Source organism: Okeania sp. SIO3I5 (genome assembly GCF_010672085.1).
Classification (GTDB): domain Bacteria; phylum Cyanobacteriota; class Cyanobacteriia; order Cyanobacteriales; family Microcoleaceae; genus Trichodesmium.
On record NZ_JAAHHT010000059.1, the window covers coordinates 7,189 to 22,605 of the forward strand.

Sequence of the window (15,417 nt, forward strand, 5' to 3'; positions counted from 1 at the left end):
CCAAAAATATTGGGAAAAATTTCCGAGAATTATTGAAATACTAACCTCCCCAGAAAATCTATTTAACGGATTTTCCCACCAGATATTTGATGTGATAATTTTTGTCGAAATTTCCCTAATCAAAAAATAGAGAAAATTCTCAGCATAGCTGATGGAGTTACCCGGAGAATCCAGAGCTTTTTTGACTTCAGATCTCAAAGTAGATTGTAATTTTTTCTGCTACCTAATTTTGAAAAAAGCCTCTCTAACCACCACCTTTAGACGCAGAAAAATTTGACTCAAATAATCAAATAAATCTCTAAATATTTCCCCGAACGACTCAAAGATGTTCGCCAAAAATATTGGGAAAAATTTCCGAGAATTATTGAAATACTAACCTCCCCAGAAAATCTATTTAACGGATTTTCCCACCAGATATTTGATGTGATAATTTTTGTCGAAATTTCCCTAATCAAAAAATAGAGAAAATTCTCAGCATAGCTGATGGAGTTACCCGATGAACTCAAAGCTGTTCGCCAAAAATATTGGGAAAAATTTCCGAGAATTATTGAAATACTAACCTCCCCAGAAAATCTATTTACCTGATTTTTAAACCAGATGTTTGATGTGATAATTTTTGTCGAAATTTCCCGCGTCAAAAAATGGATAAAATTCTCAGCATAGTTGATGGAGTTACCTGGAATATCCAGAGCTTTTTTGACTTCAGCTCTGAAACTAGTTTGTAATTTTTTCTGCTACCTAATTTTGAGAAAAGTCTCTCTAACCACCATCTTTCAACTCAGGAAAATTCCACCAAAATAGTCAAATAAATCTTTAAATATTTACCCGATGAACTCAAAGCTGTTCGCCAAAAATATTGGGAAAATTTAAGAGAATTATTCAAATACCAACCTCTCCAAAAAATCTATTTACCTGATTTTCAAACCAAATATTTGATGTGATAATTTTTGTCGAAATTTCCCCCATCAAAAAAATGGATAAAATTCTCAGCATAACTGATGAACTTACCCGGAAAATCCAGAGCTTTTTTGACTTCAGATATCAAAGTAGGTTGTAATTTTTCTCCCCTCTAATTTTGAGAAAAGTTTCTCTTACTACCACCTTTAGACGCAGAAAAATTTGACTATTTGAGTCAAATAAATCTTTAAATATTGGTAGTCCTGCATAGTAATGGTGAAGATACATAAGTTTTGTAATTTCTTCCCACACGGACCACACGGACCACACGGACCACACGGACCACACGGACCACACTCTCTCAACCATTCCTCAGCACCACCACCTAAATATTTTCCCGATCGCCTCAAAGCTATTCCCCAAAAATACTGGGAAAATTCTCAGAGAATTGTCAAACCAGATAATCGTCATGTTAGCTAGCACTAACTTTTGCATTCTGTAAAGCTCCCAAAAATAATCAGGTTTTGCTATTGTATTTCCCAAAAAATAATGATATTATTTAAGTATCAGGGGTAGCTCGCCTACATATATGATTTTTTATTCAACTAAAAATAGTATCCTTCCCCAGCGATAAAAGTCCATTCCGCTGTTATGGAAAAAAATGAGATAATAAAAAACTAAATTATTCTTTGTTTTTAAAATAAACTCTGAAAAATAAATTTCAGTATTTCAATCCCGATGGTTGAGTCAGAGGTACTGATAACTGATAACTGATAACTAATAACTGAAATGACTTCAAGTCCTTATAAAAGTAAAGTATTAAATTTTGTTGCAGCAAAATATCGCCAAATATTAACTAAAAGCGATCGCGCCTTCCGTCATTTAAAATTTACAGCTACCAACACAGTTCAACTGTTACTTTATCCCATATATGTGTTGCTGCAAACCTCTCGCCTAGCACTCAAACAACTACGACAAACGACCCAAACCCTATTACCACAAAACATTAAAAAAGTCAATCAAAAAATCACTAAAAATAATCAAACTGCTGACCAATCTATCCAGAAAATATCAGTAATTTCAACAGAAATCTATCCTAGGCTATTACAAACCTCAAACCCTAAACCTCTAGTTAAAAAGCAGTACCAAGATTTATCAGGATTAGAGATTGCAGAAAACTATAAAGTATCAGACATTTCGACCAGGATCAAACAAGAAAATCCTTTAATAATACAAACAGCCAAGATCGAAAAAAAAGTTCCATTACAACTCCAACCCTGTGTAGAACTTGTGCCAATGTTTGGACATTTGGGAGGAATCTGGCAAATTATGGCTTGGGTACAAACAAGTAAAATTGCCTTGTGGTTCAATTTGTTTGAGGAATCGAATATAGCTTTAGAGCAAAATGAATCAAAGCATGACAATGGAAATTCTGCTCTATACCAAAATCAACCATTATTGTCAAGTTCAAATCTAACTTTCAGCGAATTTATTCATAATTTAGGTAAACAGTATTTATACCCAATTACCAAAGGTCTAGGATTAAATGGTTTACTACCACCTTTTAAAATAGAAGAAGAATGGGAACTTGAGTCATTGTTAGAAGCAGAAGTAGACCCAGAAAATCAACAAAAGCCTTTAGTTACCCCACATAAAACGCCAAGAGTCGCGTCATTAGTATCACCATATCAACCAGAAAAAATTCAGATAGCCACCTCTTCAAAAACTCAACCTCTAATTAACCCAGGAGGTTTAAAAAAATTAGGAAAAGAGAAAAATTTCCCTTTACATCAGCACCTCTGTCAGGAGAACATCTCAACTTCTAATAATTCTGCCAAAAAAGAGGTGAGCGAATTCAAAGAAATTTTGAGACATAGATATAGACAGAGAAATGAACAAAACCTTAATTATAGCAGAAACAGTACGAAAATATCTGTTCAAACTTATAACTTAGAAAGTAGACCCAAACACCAACCAAACTGGTTAGAAGTAGAATCAGTTTCAATAGGGTATGTAAAACATCCTCTAGAAATAATATTGGGGTGGGTAGATGTGATTATGACTTGGCTAGAAAAAATATTTGTACAGATGTGGCAATTGTGTCAACAAAAGTTGAAAAATTTTTGACATATCATTTTGGTAAAATGAGTCAACACTTCGATATGATAAGAAAGTTGTAGATATTTGATCGAAAAAATTCGGTCCCAAACTCTGTCCTTATTAGGAGAAATAATAAATGTTGACTTTGAAAATAGTTGTTAATATCGTTGTCCTATTCTTTGTCCTGTTATTTATCTTTGGATTCTTATCCAATGACCCCGCACGGAACCCTAGTGGTAGGGACATGGAGTAAAGAGAAAAATCCAAAAAAGCTCTCTCGCTCAAATCGAAAATATTGAATATAAAATTGTGGTTTTTCCCAAAAAGGCAAGTAAATGCTGGTATTGTGGGAGTGCCACTTAGCCTGGAAGTCCACTAATTTTGTCAAGTGTTCCATTCCAGGCTAATTTTTGACATAATTCACAGAATGTGGTACAAAATATAAACTTAATCTAAGTGAAGCTCTTTCAACAATTAATAATGAATAATTAATAATTAATAATTAATAATTACCTCTCCTTGAAACTGATAGGATTGACTAATTATGAAAATTTTTATTTATTATCCCCTATCCAAGGGGAGGCTTTAAACCAAAATTTTTCGGTAAAGAAGGAGCGATAATCTAGGGCTAGCTGAATAAATATAGAATCCTTGCTTATTATCCGTTTAAGTGGTGCTAAACCTATAAAAAAGTGCCAAAAAATTACTAAATTAATATTCAAAACTTTGTATTTTTCGTCACCTAACTGGGAAAAAATGAGTAATGAGTAATGAGTAATGAGTAAGGAGTAAGGAGTAAGGAGTAAGGAGTAATAAGTAAAATCAAGCCCGTTGATGTTGGTTTAAAGCCTCTTCATTCATGAAGAAAAATTCAAAAAATTGATCATTTTTTGAATCCTCTAACTTCAATGAGTAATGAGTAATGAGTAATGAGTAATGAGTAAGGAGTAAGGAGTAATAAGTAAAATCAAGCCCGTTGATGTTAGTTTAAAGCCTCTTCATTCATGAAGAAAAATTCAAAAAATTGATCATTTTTTGAATCCTCTGACTTTCCTGCTCATCCTTCGCAAACAGGCAGAGGTATTACTTATTACTTATTACTTAACACTTATTACTTGTGAACTATTGCCTTCCTTCACGAAAAGACTTTTTTAGCAAGTCCTATCTATAGAAATGTGTGAAATTTCTAGCCCTTAAGTTTATGATGAACTCTAAATCTTTAATCTCGTGAACTTAGTATCCCAAATATGTCCTACCCCCTGCCACCACCAGAACTACCTCCAATTGTTGAAACCCTCCCTTCACAATCTGTAAACCAGTTTGTTACAGATGTACCACAGGAACTATCTATCCCAAATCAAAATCAATCAAGTCCAACACCGAAATTAAACCAGGTTGCGGACGAAATGAGAATATCTGCAAAGAACACTTTCTCAGGGGAAGAGTTCAGAGAAACTGTGTTGTACAAACTCCCTCAAATTACCTCAACTTTTGACCACACTCAGAAAGTTGGTCCAATTCATACAAACTCAGCTAATCTTGGACCAGCAATAGAAATAGATATATCATCAGCACAGAGAATTTCCAGTCTAGAGAGCCAAATCAATTCAGGTAGAAAAAAAACATTTTCATCCACCTCCTTTTCAGATTTATCAGAATATGCTGTGACTGAAAAAGAAGCTCAAACTACTCAAGAAACAAACTCAGTTAATGTCAATAATAGTAGAAAAATATTAGAACGTTTTAGTAACACAAAACAACCAAGTCCACCAAAATTTCAGATCGGGCAAACCATCAGAGAAAACAATGCCCCACAATTACCAAACCTTCCCCAGGATGAACAACCTACTCAGGAAACTGAGACTCCAGAATCAGAAGAAAAAAAAGAAGGAACTCCTATTCCCATACCAGAACCAGAATCTGAAACTCAAGACTCAAACAAAAAAACAGAAGATAAACAACCTATTGAAATACCTATACCAGCAGATGTAGTCGAAGTAACAGCAGATCGCCAAGAATATAACGAACAACGGCAACTTATTAGTGCAGAAGGTAAAGTAACAGTACGGTTTAGTCAAGGAATAGTTAGTGCTGACAAAGTACAAGTTAATCTGACAACTCGTCAACTCCTGGCCACAGGAAACGCTGTTTTTACTCAAGGAGGGCAAGTCTTGCTTGGGGAACGCATGGAATACAACTTTGCCCTTGACAAAGGGTTAATCGATCAAGCAAGTGGAATTATTTTTGTCGGTAACGCAGAAGAAAGCAGAGCATCATCCCTACCAACGACAGAAGGGGTAGGAGCATTAGGGGCAAGATCCTTGAGCGATAGTATTGCTGCTACTCAACCTCCAACAAAAGTGAAAGCTACTGGAACTGCAAAATTTACATTTGAACCCAAACTAGAAGTACCAGAGCAGTCAGGAACAGTTAACCGACTGCGGTTTGAAGCAGATCGTCTAAACTTATTAGGTGCTGGGAGTTGGGAAGCAATAAATCTGCGACTAACCAATGACCCGTTTTCTCCTCCAGAGGTAGAATTAAGGTCTGATCGGGCTACACTTAGACCCCTATCTCCCCTTCAGGATGAACTGATAACCAAAAAATCCCGGTTAGTATTCGATCAACGTTTTAGTTTGCCACTATTTCGCGAACGCACAATTATCGATCGCCAGCAACGAGACCCGCTTCCACTTCAAATTGGTTATGATCAAGACGATCGAGGTGGTTTATTTGTTGAAAGTACATTTGAACCTTTCCTTCCCGGACCTTTCCAAATTAGGGTAACTCCCCAATACTACTTAGAAAGAGCATTTTTTGGTGATGAAGACGACTCCCCTATAGATGGTAACGTTGTCGGTCTCAAAGCTTCTGTCAATGGTTCCATAACTCCCACAACCCAATTAGAAGGACGTGCCACATTTTTGACATTTGAAGATTTTCCAGACCTAGAAGAAAATGACTTTCGGGGTAGCATTCGACTAAGACAGTTATTCCAGGGTTACAATTTGACTGGAGAGTATAGTTATCGCGATCGCTTATTTAATGGCAGTTTAGGATTTCAAACTGTTCACAGTAGTGCGGGTGTTGTTTTTACCTCTCCCCTAATACCAGTAGGTGAAACTGGTGCCCAAGTTAGTTTTCAGACTGGATATCAAGTTGTGAATGCGAGAACAGATCGCCGGGAATTGTTAACCGATCTCCAACCATTTGAACCTTTGCCTGATGATGAGGATGATGATGATAGCGATCCTAGGTCGCGAGCTGACTTAGGTCGTTTCCAGAGCGTAGTGTCTCTGAGATACCCACTAACTATCTGGAGTGGTGAAGCATTACCCGCTACCCAGACTCAGGGTTTGAGATATACCAGCAAACCAGTAGTTCCGTTTGTACAAATGGTGTTAGGACTTACAGGTGCTACTAGCATTTATAGTAATGATGAAGACCAATCTTTTGTGCGTGGGAGTCTTGGGTTTACTGGACAGTTTGGGCATTTTTCCAGAGACTTTTTTGATTATACTGGATTTAACTTAACTTATAGTCAGACTGGTTTGAGTGGTCAGTCACCTTTTTTCTTTGACCGAGTGGAGGATACAAATGTCCTATTATTTGGTTTCGTCCAACAGATTTATCAAGGTTTTCGGGCTGGTTACCAGAGTGGTCTTAATTTAGAAAATGGTGATATTCTTGACGATCGAATTACATTAGAATATAGTCGTCGTACTTATGGGGTAGTATTAAGTTTTAGTCCCAGACGACGCACTGGTACATTTAGTCTCCGGATCAGTGACTTTAACTGGCAAGGTGGTACAACTCCGTTCTCTGGGGAAGATGTTCGACCTGTTGGTGGTGGTGTGGTTCGTTAATGATTTGAAGAAGGGAATAGAGAGATGGGGAGATAGGGAGATGGGGAGATGGGGAGATGGGAGAAAGAGTCATAGTAACCAAGCAAAACTACTTCAGTCCTAAACAATGTATTTTTCAATACATTTTTTCTGTGGCAAAAGCTTCTCCAAGACTTATAAATTATAAATGACTTGTCTATTTTGTCAAGTTTTTTGTTAAGTTTAAAGATGTTTATAAAGCATAGCCTTTTAAGGATATGAAAAGAATAAACTTCAGTATTTCAAACCTCTGGGTTCATCAGAGATGTTGATAACTGATAACTGATAACTGATAACTGATATAGCAGTCGAAGTAAAGATTAGGACATTTCTAAATCCTGTTTGCTCCGCATGACCTAGGAAAACCCTTTGACAGTTTACTATTCCCTATTCCCTATTCCCTATTCCCTAGCGCATAGCGCTATAACTGAAATGACAGAACAGTCATCTATATCTACTTTAGCAGAGGCTTTGTTAACAAAGTATGATTTTGACCTTGGTAGTGAAACTTCCGAGCAAGTTATTGCTCGTTGGCAGGACAACTATCAAGTCGAGTGGCTTTCTTTAGCAGTTATTGAAGCATTATATCTGGGACGTTACAAGGCTATTTCTGTCCAGCAGATATTGATATTATGGGAACGTCGTGGTCAGCCTATTTATCATTTTAATTCTGAATTTCAAAATATTATTACTAGAAATGTTCTCACAAATTTGACAACTCAGATAGATACTGAGTCTTTACAAACAAAAACAAACCCTAGGTTTTTAGAAGAAAAACTGCCAGAGCATTCTAAATTTGTTTCCCCACCCTCCAACCCCTTTGAACCAAACTCAAAAAATCAAGCTCAAAATTTGGTCCAGCAGCAACTCCCAGTACAACCAGCTCAGTACAAGATTAAACACACCAATTTTTATACTAAACTTAAAGCAGTGATCAAAAATAGTCAAGATTTGCGATCGTCTCCCAAGGAACTTGAGCAAGAAAATGAGAAGTAATATCATGTCCGGATAATTCAGTGATCAAAAAACCTTCTCCCTTTGAACTTTTCTTTCCCTTCTGCCTTCCTTCCTCCAAAGTATAACTATTCAACCGGACATGATATAATAGAGTTTTTGGGAATTAAGTCCAAAAAATGGCTAAAACCCTTATCAGTCAAGGTTTATAGTGTTTTTTGCTCTAAAATCCTGAAACTCTTATACAGTAAGCTTTTGAGCATTTTAATTTTTTATTTCCCAACAACTCTAATATATATAGGACTAAAGCCATGCAAACCCAGAAACCCGGTTTCTCGTAGATGTTTATTGTCAAAAACAATGGTTTACCGTAGAAACCGGGTTTCTTTGCGTAAGTCCTGATATAAATAATCTTATGTTTCTAAGGAACGGCTACCAAGTTAGCATTTGCTCGAGGACAACCAAGTAACGTGGAAACCATAAGGAACACGCTCAGGTATCAGCACCCGTGCGATCGCTTTACCTGTTACATCTTGAGCATCAATTACGAGTAATTCAGCTTGCTTCGCCACCGCATCCCAAACAAAGGTTAACAACCAACCATCATCTTCAGCTATCGCACCAGGACGAGGTGCAAAAGTAATCTCCCCACAAAATCTTCCTCTACCCAGTTCATGGATTTGAGTGCTATCGTTTTCTAAGTCGTACTTGATAATCCCATCAAATAGAGGTTTTGGCTTCATGTATCCCGCTACCCTTGAAGCATAAACATAGCGCATTTTCCGACCAATCAAACCATCATTGATTCGAGGAAATTCACTAGGAATAGGATCGATAACCTCTTCTTTTACTGAACCTGTCTTCAGATTCAAGCGCCAACGGAATAGCTCAAGAGTTTCGAGGTCAATTTCTCCAAGTCTGTTGTTTTTGTCGTAAAATGGCATTAAGAGATTGCAGTATTTCATGCGACAAGCAACCAATATTACCTCATCCCCTTCTTCGTAAGCATTAGCCGTGTGAATAACCATGCAAGGGGGTATTGAGAACCAGCGGATACTACTATTGTCTCCGTGACGAGGTACAACACCAATGCGACTAAGACGTTTCCATTCAAAGTTAATAGGTAGTTTGCCATCCATCATCCGCATCGGCTGGAAAGCAAGGGGCAGGTCTAAAAATATACTGTAGTGTTCGGTAATCGCAAAATCGTGCATCATCACCGGACTAGGCAAATCAATGGGGACAGTTTGCAAAATTTCTCCCTCTGCCGAAACCACACCATATTCTAAATAAGGAGGGATGATGAATGAACAGCCAAAGAAGATCATTTCACCCGTCACTGGATCGATTTTTGGGTGTGCGGTGAAAGTGCTTTCCAGTTTGCCACCAAAGGTATAAGAGCCTAATGTTTCTAAGCTAGAAGGATCGATCATATAAGGTTCCCCTGCTTCCCAAAGTGCTAGGAGTTTGCCAGCGTGCCATACCAAGGAAGTGTTAGCCACATTCTTCATCATAATGCCGTGGGGTCCATCAAACCTAGGCAAGTTCATCAAACCAGGCCAGATAGCTTTTCCTGCTTGTTTTTCAATTTCAAAGGCTTCAGTGCGGACATAGCGATTGCGATAGCTAGCTTTACCATTGCTGATATTTACGTTGTGTATCATGCCGTCCCCATCAAACCAGTGGTAGAGTTCAAGGGGTTGAAATTGGGGATTTGGTCCGTTGCGCAGAAACATCCCTGAGAGTTCTTGAGGAAGTTCTCCAATTACTTGAAGTTCGTCAGCGCTAGTTTCTTTGTCAACGGGAGCAAAGTTATCGTCTAGATAAATTTTACTCATATCGTCTTTGAGTAGACGATCGCTTTTGGCACTTTGGAATTGACTTAGGATCAGGTTTGGGATACGAGCATAATAACCAGAAGTTCTAACGCCTTGATTGGCAATTCTTGCACCTTCTCCCGTATCGCTGATAACTTTCCCTATGAATTTGGAATCAAGAAAAATCTTCATCAAGCGTTCCTGAAGCTTTTGACTGCGAGTCTTCTGATCTGATAAAAATTCTAATAATTCTGCTTCTTGGGTATCAACTTTATTATCACTAGAAATCAAGGAACTAATATTTTCATACAACTCTTGATACTTTTCATTCGTTGGATTTTTACCTAAATATTCTTGTAACCACTCATAACACTGTTCAACTGGCACAGGTTGGTTTAATAGAGCTTCAATCTCATCATTATCCGTTAATTTTTTGTTAATAGCGATTTGTTTGATATATTTCTCTTCAGCAGGTTCTAAAACACCATCTATCCAGGCGATCCCAATCAGAACTTTAAGCAAGTTTTCGTCATCTTGAAAGGAATTTGTTTGTTGTAAGCTAGTCTTTGTAATTCCTATTTCAAAATGTTCATCAACAGTTGCTTCACGACGAATGTTTTGTTTGCTAGTGTATAAGACACGTTGGCGATCGGGAGTTTTGACCACGATATATAGATCGGGATTACCTTCAAATATTTCTCCAATGCCTTTAAAGTCTTTTTCGCTATAAATGATTTTAAAGTTACCTTGGCTATCAGTCAAAGCTTCTCCCAAGTCATCATCTTTGATTAAATCTTTGTCAAAAGCTTTGACAACTAAATCTGGAATTCCTGCACCGCTTTCAGTTTCGTAAATATGACCACTGACTTGAAATAACATTGTTAGTCTATCCTCCAATTAATTAAAAAAACAATTTTGTCAACTAATGAAGATAATTATTAAACTTGAATTACATTCATAATATTACCGAAACAATTAAACAATTAAATAATTAAATAATTAGATAATTCAGGTTTAAAGCCGACCCTTTCAAGGGGAAGAAAATAAATTTTTTCCTTTTTGGTCAATCCTCTCCCTTTTAGGGAGAGGTAATTATCCATTATCCATTATCCATTATTGAATCTGATGCCACTCTTGCTAGAGAATAAAGTTCAATAGATGTTTTGTAAAATTAAGAATGCTACAATTTGTACTTGACCATACTAATTATCAGACATAATAGAAGCTATTTGAGAGCTATTTATATAGTTAAAAAGATAGGGAGATAGAGAGATAGTGAATATTCTACATTTTTCCCTATTCTATTTCTCGATCTCCTGACTTTTATGCTAAGAAACCATACATTTATAAGTTATACCATGTCCGGATAATTAGTGATAAAAACACTTCTTTCTTCTGGTACATTCTTTTCTCCTGTCTCCAGTATCGAGTCTCCTCCATTTTTATTTATAACTATTCAACCGGACATGATATTAATTTAACTTTTGACCCGACGAATTTCCGAGCAGAAAGAAGCAAAAGTAAAACCTGATGCTCTCTTAACCACACTGGTGCGCAACCTTAAATTAGGTATTAAATACCACAAACGTTCCTCTGCGTACAAACCCTCTGACTCCGTAATTAAAGTTAGAATATCATCACTCCCCATAATGTAGCGAGCATTAAATTGATGACTGTTACCATTTCCTCTATCTTGCAATAATTTACCTTGGTTGGGCTCGTCAGAATTAGGAATAAGTATCAACATTGTTGAACCTGCATCTTTGACTTGTTCTTTGTTAGTTGTACCATTCCAGCTAATCTTCACCCCTATTAACTCAGTTATACTCGAGTCTACCTGATTTTGTTCGCACAACTTGATTAATGTAGGGTCAGTTTTTGCCAATATTTCAACATTCACTTCTGATTTACCTGCTTGCAGTTCTCCAGAAACCAAATTGTGAATTGTGCGTTGGGAAAACCATTCACCAGCACTCAGCTTAAAAAATTCGATAATGTCCATTAAGTTGTTAATTTTATTAATTCTGAATCAATATTATATTTTGCACTGATTGGGATTTTGAGTCAAATTTTATAGCGCTACGCGCTAGGGAACAGGGAACACTTAATATCATGTCCGGTTGAATAGTTATAAATAAAAGTGGAGGAGTAATGAGTAATGAGTAATGAGTAATGAGTAATGAGTCAGGACGGAAGAAGAGGGAGGGAAGAAGAGGGAGGGAAGAAGAGGGAGGGAAGAAGAGGGAATTTTAAGCTATAAAGAAGAGAAAGTTTTTTTATCACTAATTATCCGGACATGATATAACTGGGAACAGCAGACTTTTAAAGGCTTTTCCTAGGTCATCCGGAGCAAACAGGATTTAGAAATGTCCTAACCTTAATGCGTAGTGCTATAATTCGATAATTTTAGGGAATAGTGTGAGGAGGGTGGGAAAGGTGGGAAGGGTGGGAAGTGTGGGAAGTGTGGGAAGTGTGGGAAGTGTGGGGAGGGTGGGGAGATCGAATATTGTCTGTTCATGGATGTTGGTATGCGTGAGCTTTAGCGACTCAAAAGCTTACAGTTTTTTCACTACAAAAATTGCAAATCCTTTATTTTTTAATATTTTGAGCCTTCATCAGTAAGCTCTAAATAGCACAATTTTTGGTATTTGATAATTGATATCATGTCCGGTAGCATCGGAGCGTGTATAGAATTAAGTTTCAATTGAAAAAAACCTCTGCCTTCTCTTCTGTCTTCCTTCCAGGAAAGAGGCAGTTCCGAGCTACTAGGACGCTAATAGACTTCTCCAATAATCAAAAAAAAACAAATCAATTCTCGTACAGAAATCATCAATTATTTTTCCCTTATCCCTGCTCCCTCTTCTCTATTACCTCTTTTCTTCTAACTTTTTAATAACTAAAATGGCATCAAGTTCGTTTGACTACAACATATTGTTAATTAATGTGGTATATTAACTCTACCCTTTATCTCCCAATAACCAAGAACTGTATAGCTAATAAAATTACAAACTGCTATAAATTGGACTAAAAAGCCACAATTGTAGCGATCGCTATTTCTAAAAAGATTAAATTGTGAAATAATAAAGTTAAGTTATGATACTAAACTAAATTTTAAACCCCGCCCTTAAAGGCGGGGTATTATATAGATAATCGTAGGTTTTTAAGAACGGTACTAAACTATGCTCATAGAGATATTAACCCTGTTTGCGGGTGCAGGACTAGAACAAGTAACCAGTGTCACATGGCATTCGGTAAATAAATGGGCAACAAAAAAGGCTGATGAAAAGAATCAGGTAATACAGAAAGCATTAGTAACTTCCTATTGTAAGGCTTTGCAGGTAATTCGTAAAGAATCTCAACAACTACCCCAGTGGAAAAAACAGAAAGTTGAAATTCAAGCTAGATTAACAGAAATGGAGAAAGATGCACTAATGATCTTAGATTTAGTGCAGACACAGAAGCACAGAATGACTCATATACCTCAAGGTGGAGAAGAACAAGCGATCGCAAAAATAGTAATGTCTAGACTGGAAAGTCAAGATAAATGGCTCAAACACGCTCCTCAAGAATTATCTAATTTAGTTGAAACTAGATTAGTATCAATTACAGTGCATCAATTTCGCCACGAACTGAGAACAGAAAGCACGGTATTTCAAGCCTTAATCCACGATATGTTAGCCACAGCAGGAGAAGATGTCAGTCGTTTGGTTGATGTCACCAATAGAATAGAGAAAAGAATAGATACATTTGTGGGAGACTACAGTCAAGATATTGACAGAATTATTGTAGGTATTCAAGGAGCTAACTCCCACTTAGAACAGTTAATATTACTGTTAACTCAACAGATGAAGCAATGTCAAGCGATACCTGCTGACTTTGCTGCTCTCATCGCGGATAAAACAGAAGGGTTTCTGGGACGAGGTTTTGTCTTTGACGCTATTGAAGATTTCATCCATCACCAATCTAAAGGATATTTTATCATCGAAGCAGATCCAGGAGTAGGCAAAAGTACAATTATTGCCGAATATGTACGTCGCACAGGTTCTATTGCCTACTTCAATCTATTATCAGAAGGTAGAACTAGAGCTGAAGATTTTCTTAAGAGTGTCTGTACCCAGTTAATTGAAAGTTATAATTTGCCTTATGAACTACCATTACATCCAGATAATACCAGCAATGGTAATTTTTTGTCAAAACTACTGAATGAAATTAGTACCCAATTACTCCCTGGAGAAAAACTCACAATAGCAGTAGATGCTTTGGATGAAGTGGATTTAAGTAGTCAAAGTGGAGCGGCTAATGTCCTATATTTACCAGCAAACTTACCCAATAGAGTCTATTTTCTACTTACTAAGAGATCCGATCCACTACCATTAGTAGTATCGGCACCACAGAAAACTTTTGACTTAATGATCTATCCGAATGAAAGTTTGGAAGATGTTAAATTATTTATTCGTCTAAGAACAAAGCGATCGGCAATTCAAGCATGGATTGAAGAGAGAGGATTAACTTTAGAAAAGTTTGTCGAGTCTATAGCTAGCAAAAGCGAAAATAACTTCATGTATTTAAAATATGTACTTGATGATATTGAGCACGGCAACTATAGAGATATTAGTTTAGAAAGTTTACCCCAAGGTTTAGAGAAATATTACGATCAACACTGGCATAGAATGAAAATGAATGTTAAACCTTTACCAGTTACTAAACTAAAAATTATATATTTCTTAACAAAAACTCGTAAACCTGTATCCTGTGGAATGTTAGCTAAATTTAGTGGAGAAATATCCTTGACAGTTCAAGAAATCTTGGATGAATGGGCACAATTTCTGCGAATTTATCAAACAGAAGGTAAACCAGTATATAGTATATATCATGCTGCTTTTCAAGATTTTCTATACCGTAAAGATATTGTTCAGGAAGTAGAATCATTAATTGAAATTGAAAGTATGGAGAAACAAATCAAAAATAATCTGTTAGGAATGGTTTATAAAAATGCTTAGTATTAAGGAGTGATATCATGTCCAAAAATGGAGGAGTCAGGAGTCAGGAGTCAGGAGGGAAGAGGAGGGAATTTTAAGCTATAAGGAGGAGAAAGTTTTTTTATCACGCTCTTATCCGGACATGATATAAAAATATCGTTTAAATATTCACTTTTAATACCTGTACCTAATAACTTTTATATTGGATTGATAAATAGTTTTTACTATTTTTTTTGACTTTCTAATTCAGATTCAAGGTACTCAATTATCCAGAGGCTAGCTGTTAACGAAATCAGAAGTTGACCATTTTTTGAATTCAAAATTTAAAGTTCAAAAATTTTGGTTCTAAATTAGTTTCAATAATTGTTTAACTAAGGATTAAAGCCTCGTTCTTCACTAGGGAAAAATCAAAAATATTTTCCTTATTTTAAGAAAGAATTGGCTCTTGACAATTACTGATGATGAATCTAAGACTAGGAAATGCTTTTCTAACTGTTTCCTATTCCCTATTCCCTGCTATAATTGATAACTAAATAGGGCTTGCTGAATAAATATAAAAGCATTGACATATCATTGACATATGAAGGTTGAGCGCCTTTTTCAGTATCAAAAAGTGCGAGGTTTTAGGTGGTAATGGTTCAAAAATTTAGGATTTTAGTCAAGAGTTGAGTAGAACAATCTTGGGACAATTTTCCCGACTACCTCCTCGCTCCCAGACCCATTTCTCCTGTCTCCTGTCTCCTGTCTCCTGTCTCCTACCCGAACCCATGCATACTTTTTCAGCAC

General features: G+C 36.5%; 11 protein-coding genes. 6 read left to right on the forward strand and 5 right to left on the reverse strand.

Features of this window, described 5'->3' with window-relative positions; genetic code table 11:
- Positions 1-278: 278 nt before the first annotated feature.
- The 3 genes from F6K40_RS15545 to F6K40_RS15555 all read right to left on the reverse strand — a co-directional run bounded on the left by F6K40_RS15545 (position 279) and on the right by F6K40_RS15555 (position 1,440).
- A complete protein-coding gene (locus F6K40_RS15545) occupies positions 279-638 on the reverse strand; it encodes a hypothetical protein (protein WP_293137342.1) in 360 nt (119 codons plus the stop codon).
- Between the two features lie 403 nt (positions 639-1,041).
- On the reverse strand, positions 1,042-1,266 hold the full coding sequence (locus tag F6K40_RS15550) for a hypothetical protein (RefSeq protein WP_293137343.1): 225 nt from the start codon (positions 1,264-1,266) through the stop codon (positions 1,042-1,044).
- A gap of 3 nt (positions 1,267-1,269) precedes the next feature.
- Positions 1,270-1,440, reverse strand: coding sequence for a hypothetical protein (locus F6K40_RS15555; RefSeq protein WP_293137344.1), 171 nt, complete (start codon positions 1,438-1,440; stop codon positions 1,270-1,272).
- Positions 1,441-1,686: 246 nt separating this feature from the next.
- Between F6K40_RS15555 and F6K40_RS15560 the strand changes: the two genes are divergently transcribed.
- The 4 genes from F6K40_RS15560 to F6K40_RS15575 all read left to right on the forward strand — a co-directional run bounded on the left by F6K40_RS15560 (position 1,687) and on the right by F6K40_RS15575 (position 7,877).
- Positions 1,687-3,024, forward strand: coding sequence for a hypothetical protein (locus F6K40_RS15560; protein WP_293137345.1), 1,338 nt, complete (start codon positions 1,687-1,689; stop codon positions 3,022-3,024).
- A gap of 109 nt (positions 3,025-3,133) precedes the next feature.
- Positions 3,134-3,250: a photosystem II reaction center protein I gene (locus F6K40_RS15565; RefSeq protein ID WP_011612663.1), complete on the forward strand. Its 117-nt coding sequence runs from the start codon at positions 3,134-3,136 to the stop codon at positions 3,248-3,250.
- 994 nt (positions 3,251-4,244) lie between these two features.
- Positions 4,245-6,863, forward strand: a complete 2,619-nt coding sequence (locus F6K40_RS15570) for a DUF3769 domain-containing protein (protein WP_293137346.1) — start codon at positions 4,245-4,247, stop codon at positions 6,861-6,863.
- Positions 6,864-7,313: 450 nt separating this feature from the next.
- Positions 7,314-7,877, forward strand: coding sequence for a hypothetical protein (locus F6K40_RS15575; protein ID WP_293137347.1), 564 nt, complete (start codon positions 7,314-7,316; stop codon positions 7,875-7,877).
- A 398-nt stretch (positions 7,878-8,275) separates the two neighbouring features.
- Here F6K40_RS15575 and F6K40_RS15580 read toward each other — a convergent pair whose 3' ends face one another.
- Both F6K40_RS15580 and F6K40_RS15585 read right to left on the reverse strand, forming a co-directional pair.
- The gene (locus tag F6K40_RS15580; protein ID WP_293137348.1) at positions 8,276-10,531 is read right to left on the reverse strand and encodes a carotenoid oxygenase family protein; all 2,256 of its coding nucleotides are present in this window, start codon (positions 10,529-10,531) and stop codon (positions 8,276-8,278) included.
- 598 nt (positions 10,532-11,129) lie between these two features.
- Complete coding sequence (locus F6K40_RS15585; protein ID WP_293137349.1) at positions 11,130-11,654, reverse strand: phycobiliprotein lyase; 525 nt, start codon at positions 11,652-11,654, stop codon at positions 11,130-11,132.
- A gap of 434 nt (positions 11,655-12,088) precedes the next feature.
- Between F6K40_RS15585 and F6K40_RS15590 the strand changes: the two genes are divergently transcribed.
- The gene (locus F6K40_RS15590) at positions 12,089-12,274 is read left to right on the forward strand and encodes a hypothetical protein (protein ID WP_293137350.1); all 186 of its coding nucleotides are present in this window, start codon (positions 12,089-12,091) and stop codon (positions 12,272-12,274) included.
- Positions 12,275-12,831: 557 nt separating this feature from the next.
- Positions 12,832-14,652, forward strand: a complete 1,821-nt coding sequence (locus F6K40_RS15595; protein WP_293137351.1) for a P-loop domain-containing protein — start codon at positions 12,832-12,834, stop codon at positions 14,650-14,652.
- Positions 14,653-15,417: the final 765 nt, after the last annotated feature.

Coding starts and splice junctions, on each gene's coding strand:
- F6K40_RS15550 (WP_293137343.1), bottom strand. CDS start 1,266: ATGGTTGAGAGAGTGTGGTCCGTGTGGTCCGTGTGGTCCGTGTGGTCC.
- F6K40_RS15560 (WP_293137345.1), top strand. CDS start 1,687: ATGACTTCAAGTCCTTATAAAAGTAAAGTATTAAATTTTGTTGCAGCA.
- F6K40_RS15565 (WP_011612663.1), top strand. CDS start 3,134: ATGTTGACTTTGAAAATAGTTGTTAATATCGTTGTCCTATTCTTTGTC.
- F6K40_RS15570 (WP_293137346.1), top strand. CDS start 4,245: ATGTCCTACCCCCTGCCACCACCAGAACTACCTCCAATTGTTGAAACC.
- F6K40_RS15575 (WP_293137347.1), top strand. CDS start 7,314: ATGACAGAACAGTCATCTATATCTACTTTAGCAGAGGCTTTGTTAACA.
- F6K40_RS15580 (WP_293137348.1), bottom strand. CDS start 10,531: ATGTTATTTCAAGTCAGTGGTCATATTTACGAAACTGAAAGCGGTGCA.
- F6K40_RS15585 (WP_293137349.1), bottom strand. CDS start 11,654: ATGGACATTATCGAATTTTTTAAGCTGAGTGCTGGTGAATGGTTTTCC.
- F6K40_RS15595 (WP_293137351.1), top strand. CDS start 12,832: ATGCTCATAGAGATATTAACCCTGTTTGCGGGTGCAGGACTAGAACAA.